At 31.8% G+C, this 16,418-nt stretch carries 10 protein-coding genes; 9 read left to right on the forward strand and 1 reads right to left on the reverse strand.

All coding sequences use genetic code 11. The annotated features are described in order from the left end of the window. A partial coding sequence (locus tag M4I21_RS17925; RefSeq protein WP_249560608.1) for a TetR/AcrR family transcriptional regulator occupies window positions 1-503 on the reverse strand: 503 nt, incomplete at its 3' end. 363 nt (window positions 504-866) lie between these two features. Between M4I21_RS17925 and M4I21_RS17930 the strand changes: the two genes are divergently transcribed. From M4I21_RS17930 to M4I21_RS17970, 9 genes are all read left to right on the forward strand, one after another. After that, window positions 867-3,194 (forward strand): chondroitinase-B domain-containing protein, encoded by a 2,328-nt coding sequence (locus tag M4I21_RS17930; protein ID WP_249560609.1) that lies wholly within the window; start codon window positions 867-869, stop codon window positions 3,192-3,194. Window positions 3,195-3,197: 3 nt separating this feature from the next. After that, on the forward strand, window positions 3,198-5,465 hold the full coding sequence (locus tag M4I21_RS17935; protein ID WP_249560610.1) for an alginate lyase family protein: 2,268 nt from the start codon (window positions 3,198-3,200) through the stop codon (window positions 5,463-5,465). A gap of 489 nt (window positions 5,466-5,954) precedes the next feature. Beyond that, the gene (locus M4I21_RS17940) at window positions 5,955-9,062 is read left to right on the forward strand and encodes a SusC/RagA family TonB-linked outer membrane protein (RefSeq protein ID WP_249560611.1); all 3,108 of its coding nucleotides are present in this window, start codon (window positions 5,955-5,957) and stop codon (window positions 9,060-9,062) included. Between the two features lie 25 nt (window positions 9,063-9,087). Further along, window positions 9,088-10,533: a RagB/SusD family nutrient uptake outer membrane protein gene (locus M4I21_RS17945; RefSeq protein WP_249560612.1), complete on the forward strand. Its 1,446-nt coding sequence runs from the start codon at window positions 9,088-9,090 to the stop codon at window positions 10,531-10,533. Window positions 10,534-10,557: 24 nt separating this feature from the next. Further along, window positions 10,558-11,532, forward strand: a complete 975-nt coding sequence (locus tag M4I21_RS17950; RefSeq protein ID WP_249560613.1) for a PKD domain-containing protein — start codon at window positions 10,558-10,560, stop codon at window positions 11,530-11,532. A gap of 10 nt (window positions 11,533-11,542) precedes the next feature. Next, complete coding sequence (locus tag M4I21_RS17955; protein WP_249560614.1) at window positions 11,543-12,442, forward strand: polysaccharide lyase family 7 protein; 900 nt, start codon at window positions 11,543-11,545, stop codon at window positions 12,440-12,442. 188 nt (window positions 12,443-12,630) lie between these two features. Further along, on the forward strand, window positions 12,631-13,335 hold the full coding sequence (locus tag M4I21_RS17960; protein ID WP_249560615.1) for a FadR/GntR family transcriptional regulator: 705 nt from the start codon (window positions 12,631-12,633) through the stop codon (window positions 13,333-13,335). A gap of 159 nt (window positions 13,336-13,494) precedes the next feature. Next, on the forward strand, window positions 13,495-15,120 hold the full coding sequence (locus tag M4I21_RS17965; RefSeq protein WP_249560616.1) for an MFS transporter: 1,626 nt from the start codon (window positions 13,495-13,497) through the stop codon (window positions 15,118-15,120). Between the two features lie 67 nt (window positions 15,121-15,187). After that, window positions 15,188-15,952, forward strand: a complete 765-nt coding sequence (locus M4I21_RS17970; protein ID WP_249560617.1) for an SDR family NAD(P)-dependent oxidoreductase — start codon at window positions 15,188-15,190, stop codon at window positions 15,950-15,952. The last annotated feature ends 466 nt before the right edge of the window (window positions 15,953-16,418 follow it).

Raw genomic sequence — 16,418 nt, forward strand, 5'->3', positions numbered from 1 at the left:
TCATTTGTGATCATACTAAACAACCAACGCATAGAAGATATAACCATAAAAGTAGCAAATTCGCTATCCATTTGCCTAAGAGCCCCTTGGTTAATTCCGTCTTCTATAATATTACTTACGGTACTGATGTAGCCAGACCTCTTTTGTTTAAATTCTTCTAGCTTCTCACCTTTTAAACTTCTCCATTCGTATACAAAAAGAGAAACCTCATATGGTTTTGCTAAAGTATATTGCACGTGCTTAGAAATTACAAATTTTAATTTTTCAACTGGTGAATAAGAAGAGTCTACAATATTATCTAAATAGATTAAAAACTCATCTAACGTACCAAAAATATATCCCTCTAACAAAGCCTCTTTAGAGTCTATATAATTGTACACATTTGCTACTTCAAAATTTAGCTCATGTGCTATATCACGCATTGTTGTAGCCTTAAAACCTTTTTCACTTATTAGTTTTAAAGTCTTCTTAAAAAACAATTCTTTTTTGGTTGTATTTTTCATAGGATTTGGTTGTTGGTCAAACTTGGGGGATTCTTATTTAATATGGCTAACAATTTTATATTATATGTCAAATATATGAACAAACGTTAACTAAACAAGGCTACTTGTAGAAAAAAAGTCATGAAACTACAGCTCATTTATTATATTGAATGAAATTAGAAAAATTAAATTTTTAATCCCTCCTTTTAATAACAGCAAATACCGAGGTTTTTTACAAAAAACAGGAATATAAAATCATTATGCACTAATGCTATTTTTTGCCTATTTTTTTAATATTTCTGAATTTAACTGCCAATAAATTACATATTTAATTAAATAACTTTATATTTGGTAAACCAATCTGGTTAACCAATTTATAATGATATGCAAAAAAGTATAATATTAGTAGCGTGTTTAGTACTGTTTACACTAACGTCTTGTTCTAAAAAGACCTCTACAGTATCTACTGTAGGCGAGTTTAATACAGCAGTAAAAAACGCTAAACCTGGAGACGTAATAACATTAGCAAACGGAGTTTGGAATAATACTGAACTAATTTTTGATGCTAAAGGAACTGAAGAAAAACCAATAACATTAACCGTAGAAACTAAAGGAAAGGTAATTTTAGAGGGCCAATCCAATTTAAGAATTGCTGGAGAGCATTTAATTATTAGCGGACTAGTCTTTACAAATGGTTTTACTCCAACCAATGAAGTTATTTCGTTTAAAAAAGATGCTAAAACTTTAGCCTACAATACAAGACTAACAGAATGTGTCATAGACAATTTTAGTAATCCTGAACGCCATGAACCAGATACTTGGGTTGCTATATATGGTAAAAATAATAGAATAGACCACAACCATTTATCGGGTAAGAAAAATAGAGGTGTTACTATGACGGTTAGGTTAAACACAGTAGAGAGTCAAGAAAACAACCATAAAATAGATCATAATTATTTTGGCCCAAGACAAAACTTAGGCTCTAATGGAGGAGAAACGTTACGTATAGGTACTAGCCACTACTCTAGAAGCAACTCTAACACTATTGTAGAAGCTAACTATTTTGATAGATGTAATGGTGAACACGAAATAATCTCCAATAAATCTTGTCAGAATACTTATAAAAATAATATTTTTTATGAATGTACCGGTACGTTAACTATGCGTCACGGCAACAGAACTATGGTTGATGGTAATATTTTCATTGGTAATAACAAGCCTAGTACTGGAGGTATTCGTATTATAAACGGAGAACAAACCGTTATAAATAATTATGGTGTTGGTTTAACTGGTTACAGATTTAGAGGTGCATTTGTTATTATGAACGGAATTTACAATTCTCCTATTAACAGATATGACCAAGCTAAAGACGCTGTTGTTAAAAATAATACGTTTGTTAATTGTGATAACATACAATTATGTGCTGGTAGCGATGAAGAGCGTAGCGCTCCGCCTGAAGATTGCGTAATGGACAACAACATTTTCTATAATGAGAACAATGATAAAATCTTTACTGTGTATGATGATATTACTGGTATTGCTTTTACAAACAACATTATTAGTAAAAATAATATTCCTATTACCGAGACTGGTTTTAATCCTCAAAAAATAGAATGGATAACAAACGCAAGTGGCTTATTAGTTCCAAAAGATGAAACACTAAAAGCTGGTGCCAAATTACCTTCTAACATTTTAACTAAAGATAAAACGGGTACAAGCTGGTACTCTAAAAATAACACTAACGTTGCTTTTGGATCTGGAGAAACGATAATAGTAGAGCCAGGATTAAATACATTATTTGAAGCAGTTAGCAAATCATCAGCCGGAGACGTTATTGAGCTAACTTCTGGAGTACCTTATACTTTATCTAAAACTATAGCAATTAATCACCCACTTAGTTTTACATCAAACTCTAAAGTAAAGCCAACTATTTTATTTGAAAAGAAAACGTTGTTTGAAATAAATAATGGAGGTAGCTTAAAACTAGATAATATTAATTTTGATGGTAAAAACGCTCCAGATAGAACAGGAAACTCTGTAATTACCACGAGTAAATATTCTATGAATAAAAACTATAAGCTATTTGTAGACAATTGCGATTTTATAAACCTAGATGTTAATCATTCTTTTGATGCAGTAGTGGTTTACAAAAATACATTTGCAGATACTATTAGTATTCAAAATTCTAATTTTAAAACTATTACGGGTAATGTTTTAGCCTTAGACAAGGAAACAGATGATATTGGAATTTATAATGCTGAATATGTAATTTTAAAAAACAATAGCTTTAGTGATGTTAACAAAGCTGTACTAAGTCTACATAGAGGAGGAAAAGACGAAAGTACTTTTGGTCCGTTTTTAGAACTAGATCACAATACATTTACCAATATTGGCCACGGAAAAAGAAACAAATACAATGCTGCTATAAACTTATATGGTGTGCAAGTAAACGAGATTACAAATAACATTTTTAATAATACCAAAGCGTTAAAAATGCATTTAGTTGTAGGTGAACCAATGGTTGACATTTTAAACAATAATTTTTATAAATCTGAAGGCTTAGAAGTTTCTGGAGATCAGAAATATACTGTAGAAAATTTATGGACATTAGATCCTAATTTTAATGATGGTACTAACACACTATCTGCTACATCTCCTTTATTGGCAAAAGGAACAGATGGTAAAAACCTTGGTCTAATTTTAAATAACTAAACAATGGTTCTTAAAAAATATGTTTTTATTATTTCTGTTTTAATATTATCCGCATGTAAAAATGATAAAGTTGAAACAATTGCTGAGAACACAAGTAATAAAAACTCTAATCACCCAAGTTTAATTTTAACAAAAGAAGGGGTTAAGAACATTAGAGCCAAACTTGGTACTATTCCCTTATTTGATAAAACTCTAGAAGCTGTTAAACAAGAAGTAGATGCCGAAATTAGTGCAGGAATAGAAATTCCTATTCCCAAAGACTTTTCTGGAGGATACACACACGAGCAGCATAAAAAAAACTTTTTAATATTGCAAAAGGCAGGTGTGCTTTTTCAGATTTTAGATGATGAAAAATATGCGATCTATATTAGAGATATGTTTATGGGCTATGCTAAACTGTACCCTACTCTACCATTACACCCACAAGAAAGATCTTATGCTAGAGGTAAATTATTTTGGCAATGTTTAAACGATTCTAATTGGTTGGTATATGCTAGTCAGGCCTATGATTGTATTTACGACTGGCTTTCTAAAGAAGAAAGAGAACATTTAGAAAATGATCTCTTTATACCCTTCGCTGATTTTATATCAAAAGAGAATCCTCAATTTTTTAATAGAGTACACAACCACAGCACGTGGGGCAATGTAGCTGTTGGAATGATAGCACTTGTGATGGATAATGATAGTCTTTTAAATAAAGCTTTATATGGTTTAAAAACAGATTCTATCGCTGCAAATGTAAAGGATGATGATGGAGGCTTTATTAAGTCTAAAAACCAGAAAGTTGGTTTTTTAGCAAATTTAGACGAACCTTTTTCTCCTGACGGATATTATACTGAGGGTCCATACTACCAAAGATATGCTATGTATCCTTTCTTAATTTTTGCACAAGCATTAGAAAATAAAAAACCCGAACTTAAAATATTTGAGTATAAAGATGGTGTACTTATTAAAGCGGTAGATGCTTTATTAAATTTATCTGACAAGGATGGAGATTTTTTCCCTATTAACGATGCACAAAAAGGAATGTCTTATTACTCTAGAGAATTAGTTACAGCAGTTGATATAGCATATCACTACGGAGGAAAAAACCCAGAATTATTAAGTATTGCAAAAAAACAAGACAAGGTAAATCTAGATGATACAGGTCTTTCCATTGCTTTAGGGATAAAAAACAATCAAGAAAAACCTTTTATTAAAGAATCTATAACTTTAAAAGATGGTCCTAGTGGCAAACAAGGTGCTATTAGCATAATACGTAATTCCAACCTAGAATTGGTATACAAATACACCTCTCAAGGTTTAAGTCACGGCCATTATGATAAATTATCCTTTTCTCTATATAACGATGGCAAAGAAGTTTTACAAGACTATGGTTTAGCTAGATTTGTAAACATAGAACAAAAAGGAGGTGGTAATTACCTAAAAGAAAATACTACTTGGGCAAAACAAACTATTGCTCACAATACGATTATACAAAATGAAACTTCTCATTTTAAAGGCAAGTATGAAATTGGTAGTAAAAACCATTCTAATGAATACATTTTTAATGTAGAAAATAAAAAAGTACAGGTCGTAAGTGCTAAAGAAGAAAATGCTTATCCAGGCACGGTCTTACATAGAACTATGCTACTTGTTAATGATACTACTTTTATAAATCATTCTTTTGTTTTAGATCTATACAATGTTAGTAGTAATACATCAAACCAATACGATTTACCCTTTTATTATTCTGGTCAGTTAATGCAAACTAATTTTAAATACAAGCAACAATCAGAAATTAAAACATTAGGTAACTCTAATGGATATCAGCATTTATATGTAAAAGCATTAGGAGAAGCTCCTAAAAACAATTTACAGTTTAACTGGTTAGACAATAATGTTTTCTACACTATTACATCTACCACGCTACCAACAGACAAAATTATTTTTGTAGAAACAGGAGCAAATGATCCTGAGTTTAATTTAAGAAGAGATCCAGGCTTCATTATTAGAAAAAGCAATACTAAAAATGCATTATTTGTTACTGCAATAGAGCCACACGGAACCTATAGTCCTGTATCGGAATTTTCAGTTAACTCGTACAGTAGCATTGCAGAAATAAAAACAATCTTAAGTACTAAAGACTATTCCGCAATTAGTATTACCAACATAAATAAGGAAACTAAAGTTTTTATTCTGTGTAATACAAATGCTCGTAAAGATGCCAAACACACATTAGTAATTAATAATAAAGATTACAATTGGGAGGGACCATTTATCTACAAATAATTAAAATTAGAACAATTAAACATATAGAATAAGAAATATTATTTTAAAACAGATAACTAGCTCATATACATTGATTTGAATCTAAATTAATTCTAAAAATGAATATAATTAGTTAAAGGTGAGTGTCATTTTTATATATCGACACCTATTATACCGGGAGCTGTTTGTGTTAAAGAAGCTTTCTTAAATAAGATTTTTTGCAGCACCCCTATTTTTAAGGATTTATTTTTTTTTAACAAAACTTTTGCATATATTCGAACATCTTTAACTGGTTAACCAGTTTGGTTTACCAGTTAAAGTAAGCACAAAAAAAAAGGACAGGTGCACGCCTATCCTTTTTAGTATCTACTTCTTTGGAGGGAAGTATTAAATATGTAGTATAAAAAAACATATTCTTTTACAAAAGTAATAATATTTTGCTTTAGGCCTAGAGAAAATGGTTTTTTAAGTACTACACCATATTAACTCAATTAAACTAAACAATTAATTATGAACTTAAAAACAAAGCTAATTTTAGTTATAACACTCTTTTATAGTGTAATAACTTTAGCACAAGAAAGTTTTTCGGTAAAAGGAAAGGTCATTTCTACGGCAGACAACTTACCTATTCTTGGTGTTAACATTATTATTAAAAACACTACTGCAGGAACTACAACAGATTTTGATGGTAATTATGAACTTAAAGTAAAAAAAGGAGACATATTACAGTTTTCTTATATAGGGTTTGTAACAAAATCTATTACAATTGCAGATCAAAAAAACTTAAACGTATCATTAGAAGAAGATGCTAGTAAACTAGAAGAAGTAGTAGTTATTGGTTACGGAACACAAAAAAAATCTCACTTAACGGGGTCTATATCTAAGGTATTAAACGAAGATTTAGGTCAGATTGCTGTTTCTAGGGTAGATGATGCCTTAGTAGGTCAAGTATCTGGTGTTAACATACAAGCTACAGAAGGTGAAGCTGGTTCTGACCCTACTATTAGAATTAGAGGTACAGGTTCTATTACCGGTAACTCTGGTCCTTTAGTTGTTGTAGATGGTGTTGTTGTACCAAACGATTACTTGGGATCTTTAGATATGAATGATGTAGAATCTTTTGAAATTTTAAAAGATGCTGCTTCAGGTGCAATTTATGGTTCTAGAGGTGGTAATGGTATTATTCAGATCACAACAAAATCTGGTAAATCTGGAGAAACAAGATTTAGTTATTCTACTTTAACTGGTGTTAAAACTGCCAGACAAAGTGATGCCTACTACTCTACTGTTGCTGCTACTGCTGCTGCAGAATTACAATTTACACATGGTTTATCAGACCGTACAAAATACAAGCAATTAATTGGTGTAGATACTAACTGGCAAGACATCATTTTTGATGGCGGTGTTATTACAAATCATTCTTTAGGTATTAGAGGTGGTAATGAAAAGTTAAGATTTAGCACAAACTTAAATTACAATCATGATGAAGGTGTTTTACTTACAGATGATTTTAAAAAGTACAGTGTAAAACTTAGGTTAGATTATGATGTTACAGATGATTTAACTATTGGTCTTAGTGCTACTCCTTCTTACACAGAACGTAGACGTTTTGATGGCTCTACTCACGATATTTTAAGACAACCGTCTTGGTTACCTGTATACCACGATGCTAACACAATACAATTTGTAAACAGGGTACAAGATGGTGGTAAATGGGCAGACGTACAAGTAGGAGATTATGCATTGCAATACCATTTTGATGGTTATGATTTAGCAAATGGAGCTCCTGTTAATGCAGATAGTGGTGGTACAAACATTAGTAATACCTCTAACACAAACCCTGCTGCTAAAGTATTAGAAAGAGACAGACGAGATTATAGAAGTAAAATTTTAGGAAGCTTCTATGCTAAATACAAAATTAATGATGATTTAAGCTTTAAAACAACCTTATCTGGGGACTACCAAAGATACAGACAACAAAGATGGCAAGGTGTAGAATCTAACAGAAACGGGGCTAGTGCTGCTCAATTAGATAGTACAAATACTAGAACACAGCATTTAGCATTAGACAATGTATTATCTTATAACAAGACATTTGATAAACATGATCTAGGTGTAGTTTTAGGTGTTTCTGGTGAAAAATACAAAACAGAATTTGAGACTATTAGTTCTCAAGGATATACAGATGATAATTCTCGTTACATTAACCAAGATGATATAACAAACGAGTATAATGAGGATTATGAAAGTACATTACTTTCATTCTTTTCAAGGATTAACTATGCCTATGCAGATAAATATCTAGCTTCATTTAGTTTTAGAAGAGATGGTGCTTCTGTATTTGGACCAAACAACAAGTATGGTAACTTTTTTGCAGGTTCTGTAGGTTGGAATGTTTCTAGAGAAAACTTCTTAAAAAATAGCGATGTAATTAACAACCTTAAATTTAGAGTTAGTTACGGTGTAACGGGTAACAATTCTTTTAGAACAGGTAACAATTTAATTAACAACTACCCCTATTTATCTTTAATAGATAACTCTATTGCTTCTGGTGTAACTGGTGGTGTTGTTACAAATGCAGCTAACCCATTAAACATATCTAATCCAGATTTAAAATGGGAAAGACAAGTGGAATTTAACCCAGGTATTGATTTTGGCTTCTTTAGCAATGTTTTATCTGGTTCTATAGACTACTACAAAAGAACTAGTGATCAATTATTACTAAACAACCCTATAGCTTCTACAACCGGATTTACGAATGCTTTAGTAAACATTGGTGAAGTAGAAAACTCTGGAATAGAAGTAGAATTAAGAACAAGAAACGTTGCTGGTCCTAAATTTAAATGGACTACAACCTTTATTACATCTACAAACAAAAATGAGTTAACAGATTTTGCAGACTCTAACGGACAAATACAAAATGTAGATTCTAAAAGAGCATCTGAATGGATTAACTTAGAAGGTAACCCAATTTCGTCTTTTTATGGATGGGTAGTAGAAAGAGACATTCCATTAGAATTTCTTAATAATCCTTTTCATCCAATTGGAGGTGAAGCGCAAGATGTATATGTAAAAGATTTAAATGGTGATGGTATTATTGATGATGATGATAAAACCATATTAGGAAACCCTTATCCAGATTTTGTATGGAGTGTTTCTAACGATTTTAAAATAGGAAACTTCGACTTTAGTTTTATGTTTCAAGGAAGTCATGGTGCTGAAATTAGAAATATGGGAGATCAATACATTTTTAACCATTTTAACAGCTCTCAAGATTTTGTTACTGGCCCAACAGGAGATTACGTTTTAACAACGCCTAATCAAGAGTTCATCAAGCAAAAAATATTCACGAACGATATAATTCAAGATGCATCATACATCGCATTACGTAATATTAATCTTGGATATAACTTTAGTAAAGATGTTGCTTCACAATTAAAAATTAGAAGCGCAAGAATTTATGTGTCTGCACAAAATATTATGTACTTAACAGCAGATGACTATACTGGTTTTAATCCAGAGTCTATTAACACTACTTCTGCAACCACTTATGGTTACCAAAGAGCTGGTTCTCCTGTTTTTAGTACAATTTCTGCAGGTCTTAACATAGAATTTTAAACTACTAATTTAAAAATATACAATCATGAAAAAACTAAAATTTTTAACATTAATAGTCATTACAATTTTATCTGTGTCTTGTGAGGATTCATTTTTATCACCAGAATTAAAAACTGGCACAAGCGGCGATGCATTTTATTCTAATGATCAGGAACTAGAAGCTGCGGTTATTAATATATACGATGGTCTACAAGGAGTAAATGCTTCAAAAATTACAAGTTCTAATTTAAATCACGCAACACAAGTAGAGTTTTATCTAACAGAAATGCGTAGCGATAACACAAGAACAAAAAGTCAAGAAGGTGAAGCTGCACAATTTGAAAGCTTTTCTATAGAAGCTACAAACGGTATTGTTGCAGATTATTACAGAAGTTTTTACGATGTAATTTTTAGAGCAAATGTTGTTTTAGACAACATTGATGCCGCTTCAGAAACCGCTGCTGGTAAAATAGAAGGAGAAGCTAAATTCTTAAGAGCATATGCTTATTTTAATTTAGTTCGTTTGTACGGAGACGTACCATTAATAACTAAAGTTATTGCTCCATTAGATACAGAAACTGCTTTTACAAGAATAAATTCTACAGAAATTTATGCGTTAATAATTGAGGATTTACAAACTGCAATAGACAACTTAGATGATTCATTTAAAGACAGAGCTTCTAAGGCAGCCGCACAAGGACTCTTAGCAAAAGTATACCTAACACTACCAACTCCTAACTATGCACAAGCACAGTTGCTATGTGAAGAAGTATTAGATCCTGCAAGAGGTTTTGAGTTGTTAAGTAATTACAGTGATGTATTTTTCTCTGAACGAAACGATGAAATCCTTTTTGCTATTGGTTATGAACAAGGAGACAATAATAACAGTCAAAATTTTTCTGCAGAATGGCTAAATTCTGTAGGTAGAACTAGTGGTGTAAATTATGCTACTACAGATGTTGTTACTGCATTAGAAGAAATGGGCGGAGAAAGAACACAACACACATACAGAATAGATCCTTTTCAGCCAACAGAAAATCAAGCAATTAAATATTTACCAAATGGTGAAAGTGGTGGCGATAACGGAAGAACTTTTAGTTCTGATGCTCAAGCAGCTGGCAACGATTGGATTGTATTAAGATATGCTGATGTTGTTTTATTACATGTAGAGTCTATCTTAGGTGGTGGTGAATCTACATCTAATAGCAATGCACTTACTTCTTTTAATTCTATTAGAAATAGAGCTGGTTTACCAAACGATGCCGATGGTGTAATTACCAAAGAAGAATTATTAAATGAGAGACGTGTAGAGCTTGCTTTTGAGAATAAGCGTCTGTTCGACTTAATTAGAATGGGTGAAGCAGTAAATGTTTTATCAGAATTTGCTACAACAAACGGCTATAGTTTTTCATCTACAGATTTGTTATTACCTATTCCTCAAAGAGAAATAGGATTAAGTAAAGGTGTATTAACACAAAATCCTGGATACTAAAAACAATAGTTAAAACATATAATTATGAAAAATAATAGAAACATTAATAAAATAAAAAGTACTGCGGGGCTATTGACTGCAATCTTTTTGCTAACAATATCTTTTTCATCATGTGATTTAGAATATGATGTAGCAGGCACAGCATCAATAGAAGATTTAACACCTCCAAGCGCTTTTTTTGCGGCTACCCAAAATTCTGGATCAGACGAAGCTTGGAAAAGTTATACATTTAGCAATCAATCTAATAGTGCAACACAATACAACTGGGAATTTGCACATAGCTCTGGAGAAATAATTACATCTTCGGAAATAGAACCAGAACACACATTTCCTGGGGAAGGTGATTTTGTTGTAACACTAACCGCTTCAGATAACTTAGGTGTAGAGAGTGTTTATTCAGAAACAATTACAGTAGTAATGCCATTGGTACCTACAGTAATTACGCCAGTAATATCAGAATGGGCTTTTGAAGATGGTACAGAAGATGGTGGAGATACACTTGGTTGTGTATTTATTCAGGAAGACGGTACTCCAAAAACGCCTAAGAACGATGGAACAAACTGTTGGAGAATTCTAGGTGCAACTGTTCATAATACAAGTTCAGATGGTGCCTATACTGTTCCTTTTGACAATACTTCCGGTAAAACACAAGGAGCTAAATATCCTGCAACTGGCGAAGGTAATGATAGAGCTTCATACCAAGCATTAACAGTTACACCAAACATTAAATATGTAGTTACTTTTCATTATGCTCTTAAAAATGAGGGTGATAAAGTAAGAGTTGGTATTTTAAATGGATGGATGGATAATGCTAGTGAATTAGAAGCTACTGGTTTTATAGCAGAAGCTGATGGTGCTGTTTCTTTAGGAAAAAATAATTTCACTGAAGTAACATTTGAATTTGAAGCAAACGCTACTGGTGAAATAGCTATTTGGATAGACAATGTTAGTACAGGAGATACTTATCTAGATAACATTAGCATTGTCCCTGCTCCATAAAAATTAACTAATGAAAAATTTCAGAAAAGAAATTATAACAATAGTATCAATTGTATTTCTTACTACTAACGCTGCTTGTCAAACAACCAAAAGTAGCGTGGTAGAATCTGATACAAAAGTGTCTAAAAGAAAGAAAAAGAGGAAAAAATATAAGCTTTCTAAAATAGACTTAAGTCACTGGAAAGTAACATTACCAATTGGTAAGCCAACAGAAATAGAGCCACCAGAGATATTAGATTATGCTACCAATAAAACACTAATGCCATTTATGTATAATGACTCTGTGTCTGGTGCGCTTGTTTTTTACGCCTACCCTACTGCTGCCACAACTGCTAATACTAAATATTCTAGAACAGAATTAAGAGAGCAAATGGTTCCAGGTGATAATAATGTAAACTGGACCTTTAAAGATGGTAGATCCTTAAAAGGTAAACTTGCAATAGAAGATATTTCTAAAGATAGTAATGGTAAATATCATAAGACCATTATAATGCAAATTCACGGTAGGCTTACAAATGAACAAAAAGAATTAATAGGAGAAAAAGATAATAATGCCCCACCAATGCTAAAAATTTATTGGCAAAATGGTAAAATAAGAGTTAAAACTAAAGTTTTAAAAAACTTAAATACAACTGATGCAGATATGTTACATGAAAGTGCTTGGACAGATGATGATGGACACACTTTTGAAGAGAAGGTTGACTTTAATAAATTTACATTAGAAGTAAAAGTTAGCGAAGGAAAAATGATTGTTTCGTTAAATAATAATGAGTTCAAAGTGTATAAAAACATACATATGAAAAAATGGGGTGTTTTTGAAAATTATTTTAAAGCCGGAAATTATTTTCAATCAAGAGATAAGAATTCTTTTGCTAAAGTTAAGTTTTATGAACTTACAGTTTCAGAATAAAAACAATATTAAAATAAGTAAGTAGAGTTAGTTGTTATAATAGACTTTACTGGTATTAATTTAAAAAACTGGTAAAGTTTATTTTACTAATTGATATGCTTTTTATAACATAATATAGATATATTTTTTATAAATTGTAAGAATATAAAACTGGTTAACCAATTTGCATATCATAATATGTCAAAAATATGAAGATAGAACTACTTACTAAAAATGATAATTTATCAATCCAAAATACAATTATATCTCAAATAAGAGATTTAATTAATATTAAAAATTTGGAACCTGGTGATAAATTACCTTCTGAAAGAATGTTGTCTGAAAAATTTGAAGTAACCAGGAGTACTGTTAGAGAAGCTATCCAAAAGTTAGAATTTTTTGGATTGTTAAAATCTATACCTCAGAGCGGAACTTTTGTTGCCAATATTGGAGTTATAGCTTTAAATGGTATGATTGAAGATATATTACGTTTAGATACTCCTGATTTTAAATCACTAGTAGAGACAAGAATATTATTGGAATTAAAGACTGTAAGATTGGCTTCATTACGAAGAACAGAAGAGGATTTAAAACACCTAAAAAGTACTTTAGATGCGCATGAAAAAAAGGTTTTAAACGGAGAAGATGCTGTACAAGAAGATTTATTATTTCATCTAGCAATAGCAAAAGCAAGCAGAAACAGTAGTATGAATACTTTTATGCTTACAATTACTCCTGAAATTATTACCAATTTTGAAAAACATCATGTATGTAGTAAAAATCAAGTAATGTCAAGTATCAAAGAACATAAAGATATATATGATGCTATAAAAAATCAGAACCCTAAAGAGGCGAAAGATAAAATGAAAGCTCATTTTAAAATTTTATATCAATATTGTTATAATATAAAATAAGAATAAAAAAAGGTAATAATGCACGCATTATCTTTTTAAATAAAAATAAATATAAAGGAGGGAAGTTTTACTACTATAGCAATGCTATTACGTTATAAAATTAACGTGAAGCATACTATTACTAGTCTTCTATTGTACTCCTTTTTCTATATAAAACATATGAAAGTAAAGGGATTAAGATGGTGGGTAGTAGGACTTGTTGCTTTGGCTGCAGTTGTTAACTACATAGACAGACAAGCTTTTGGAGCACTATGGCCTGACATTGCCAATGACTTATTTCCAGAGATGGACAAAGATGGACATAAAGTTATTTTTGGAACAATATCTACAGTTTTTATACTGTCGTATGCAGGTGGTCAAGCACTTTTTGGCAAAATATTTGATTGGATAGGCACTAGAATGGGTTTTGCTCTTTCTATTGGAGTGTGGTCTATTGCAACTATGTTGCATGCCTTTGCTCAAGGAATGCTTAGTTTTTCAATTTTCAGATCAATCTTAGGTTTAGCAGAAGCAGGTAATTGGCCTGGTGCAGCCAAGGCTAATGCAGAATGGTTTCCAACAAAAGAAAGAGCGCTAGCTCAAGGAGTATTTAACTCTGGAGCTGCAATTGGTGGCATAGTAGCATATCCAGTTATTGGATTATTATCTGCTTATTTAGAATGGAAATCAATATTTATAGTTGTCGGTGCGCTAGGGTTATTATGGTTACTACCTTGGTTGTTCATTGTAAAATCTGGTCCTAAAACACATCCTTGGTTATCAGAAGATGAAAGAAAATATATTCTCTCTGGTCAAAAAAATCAAGATGTTGATGAAGATGGTAATTATGATGATGGATATGTACCTGATACCGCAGAGTTGCTTAAACATAAAGAAAGTTGGGGAGTAATAATTGCTTCAGCAGCACTTGATCCTATTTGGTGGTTGTTTATCGTTTGGATTCCTATATATCTATCTGAGGTATTTGGTATGAATGTAAAAGAAATTGCATTTTCAGCTTGGGTTCCCTATGTAGGAGCAATGATTGGCGCTTGGTATGGAGGTTTACTTGCCCAAAAGAAGCTTAATTTTGGGTGGACCGTAGACAAGACTCGTAAGTATGTTATTACGTTGGGCTGTATACTAATGATTCCTTGTTTTATTCTATTAAAATTTCCTGGGGCACCTCAAGTTTTAGGGGTTTTTGGAGTTGAGGAATCTGCAGCTGTAACAATGGCTAATCCACAAGTTAAAAAGATAATGGATAATGACGCATTCAAAGATTTAAAAGCGGATAAAGGTTTTATTGAAAACATTGCAGGAAAAAGTACTAATGAAATTAAATCTAATCCTAGATTTAAGAAAGCATATCAATCTGCTGTTTGGAAAACACCAAAAGCAGAAGCAACAAAAGAAGAACGTTTATTACCAAAATATGGACCACCTTCAGATTCTGGAATTGCAGCGCTTGCCTCTTTATCAGAAATTAATAATGCTAGAAATACTGCTGCATTAATTGCAGTTGTAATTATGGCTATACTATTATTTGGTTTTCAAGTAGCAATAGGTAATATTCAAACACTACCAAGTGATCTTTTTGGAGGTAAAATTGTAGGTACTTTGTCTGGTTTTGCAGGTATGGCAGCTAAACTTGGTGCTGCAGGCCTAACACTATTAGTGACTTTCATAACTACTGGTGGTAATTATACACCTGCATTTTTGATAGGAGGTGCATTAGCAATAATAGCACTATTATCTGTTTGGATACTATGTCCAAAAATAGAACCACTAAAACCTAAAAATTAATTAAGCAGATTCAATAAAGTCCCTAAAAAAATAAAACACAATAAATCAAAATAAAACACATAACAAAATGAGTAAGAATAAAGGAAAAGTAGCAGTAGTTACGGGTGCCACTGGAGGTATCGGTTTTGAAGTAGCAAAAAGATTAGGAAAAGATGGTTATACTGTCATATTAAATGGTTTAGATGATGTAGCTGGCGCAGAAAGAGTTAAAGAGCTTTCTAAAGAAGGTATTACAGCAGAATATCTAGGTTTTGATGTTACAAAAGAAGCACTCGTAACTGAAAACATTGTGAAAATTGGTGAAAAATATGGTAAAATAGATGTACTTGTAAATAATGCAGGTGGTTTAGGAGGTAGATCTCGATTTGAAGAAATGACAACTGAATTTTACAGATCTGTTATGGCTTTAAATTTAGATTCAGTTTTCTTTGCTTCAAGAGCAGCTATACCCTACTTAAAAAAAGGAGAACATCCATCTATAATTAACTACACATCTAATGCAGGATGGACAGCAGGTGGACCTGGCGCTGGAATCTATGGAACTTCTAAAGCTGGTGTACATGCAATAACTAGAGCTTTGGCTAAAGATTTAGCTGAATACGGCATTAGAGTAAATGCAGTATCTCCTGGTACTATTGACACTCCATTTCATGCACAAATTAAAGCGACTAAGCCAGAGGTATTTGCTTCATGGGCAAATAATATTATGTTAGGCCGATTAGGTCAGCCAGAAGATGTTTCTGGGGTAATATCTTTCTTAGCTAGTAAAGATGCTTCTTTTATAACTGCTGAAACTATACAAATTGGTGGTGGTCAAGCTCTAGGTATATAATACCCAACTAAGTAATTGAAAATAGAGTATTAGATTAACAATAATATTCTTAAGTAGAAAAGGGCTAGAAACATATGTTTCTAGCCCTTTTTCTTTGTAGTAAACTCTATGATATTCACATACTAGTACCTATGAATACATCACCAATAACAACAAATAGTACCTTAATTACTAGATAATCTATATTCTATTTAGAGTAAAATCTACTTTTAAAGCAAGTTAGTACCTCTAATACCCCTACAAAATAGGTATTCTAATGCTGTATACTAGCCTATATAAATATAACTAAACCAATTTTGGATATACACGGGTATACTCCTTTCTAAATAAAAAAAGGCCTAGAGTATATCTAGGCCTTTTTTTTGTTTCTGTGTGTATGTGTTTCTGTTAGTGTTTCTGTTAGTGTTTCTATAGATTACCACCTATAAATCTACACTAATTTTTAAATTTAGGGTATAAAAAAAGC

It is taken from the genome of Cellulophaga sp. 20_2_10 (assembly GCF_023476645.1).
Classification (GTDB): Bacteria; Bacteroidota; Bacteroidia; order Flavobacteriales; family Flavobacteriaceae; genus Cellulophaga.

Coding starts and splice junctions, on each gene's coding strand:
- M4I21_RS17930 (WP_249560609.1), top strand. CDS start 867: ATGCAAAAAAGTATAATATTAGTAGCGTGTTTAGTACTGTTTACACTA.
- M4I21_RS17935 (WP_249560610.1), top strand. CDS start 3,198: ATGGTTCTTAAAAAATATGTTTTTATTATTTCTGTTTTAATATTATCC.
- M4I21_RS17940 (WP_249560611.1), top strand. CDS start 5,955: ATGAACTTAAAAACAAAGCTAATTTTAGTTATAACACTCTTTTATAGT.
- M4I21_RS17945 (WP_249560612.1), top strand. CDS start 9,088: ATGAAAAAACTAAAATTTTTAACATTAATAGTCATTACAATTTTATCT.
- M4I21_RS17950 (WP_249560613.1), top strand. CDS start 10,558: ATGAAAAATAATAGAAACATTAATAAAATAAAAAGTACTGCGGGGCTA.
- M4I21_RS17955 (WP_249560614.1), top strand. CDS start 11,543: ATGAAAAATTTCAGAAAAGAAATTATAACAATAGTATCAATTGTATTT.
- M4I21_RS17960 (WP_249560615.1), top strand. CDS start 12,631: ATGAAGATAGAACTACTTACTAAAAATGATAATTTATCAATCCAAAAT.
- M4I21_RS17965 (WP_249560616.1), top strand. CDS start 13,495: ATGAAAGTAAAGGGATTAAGATGGTGGGTAGTAGGACTTGTTGCTTTG.
- M4I21_RS17970 (WP_249560617.1), top strand. CDS start 15,188: ATGAGTAAGAATAAAGGAAAAGTAGCAGTAGTTACGGGTGCCACTGGA.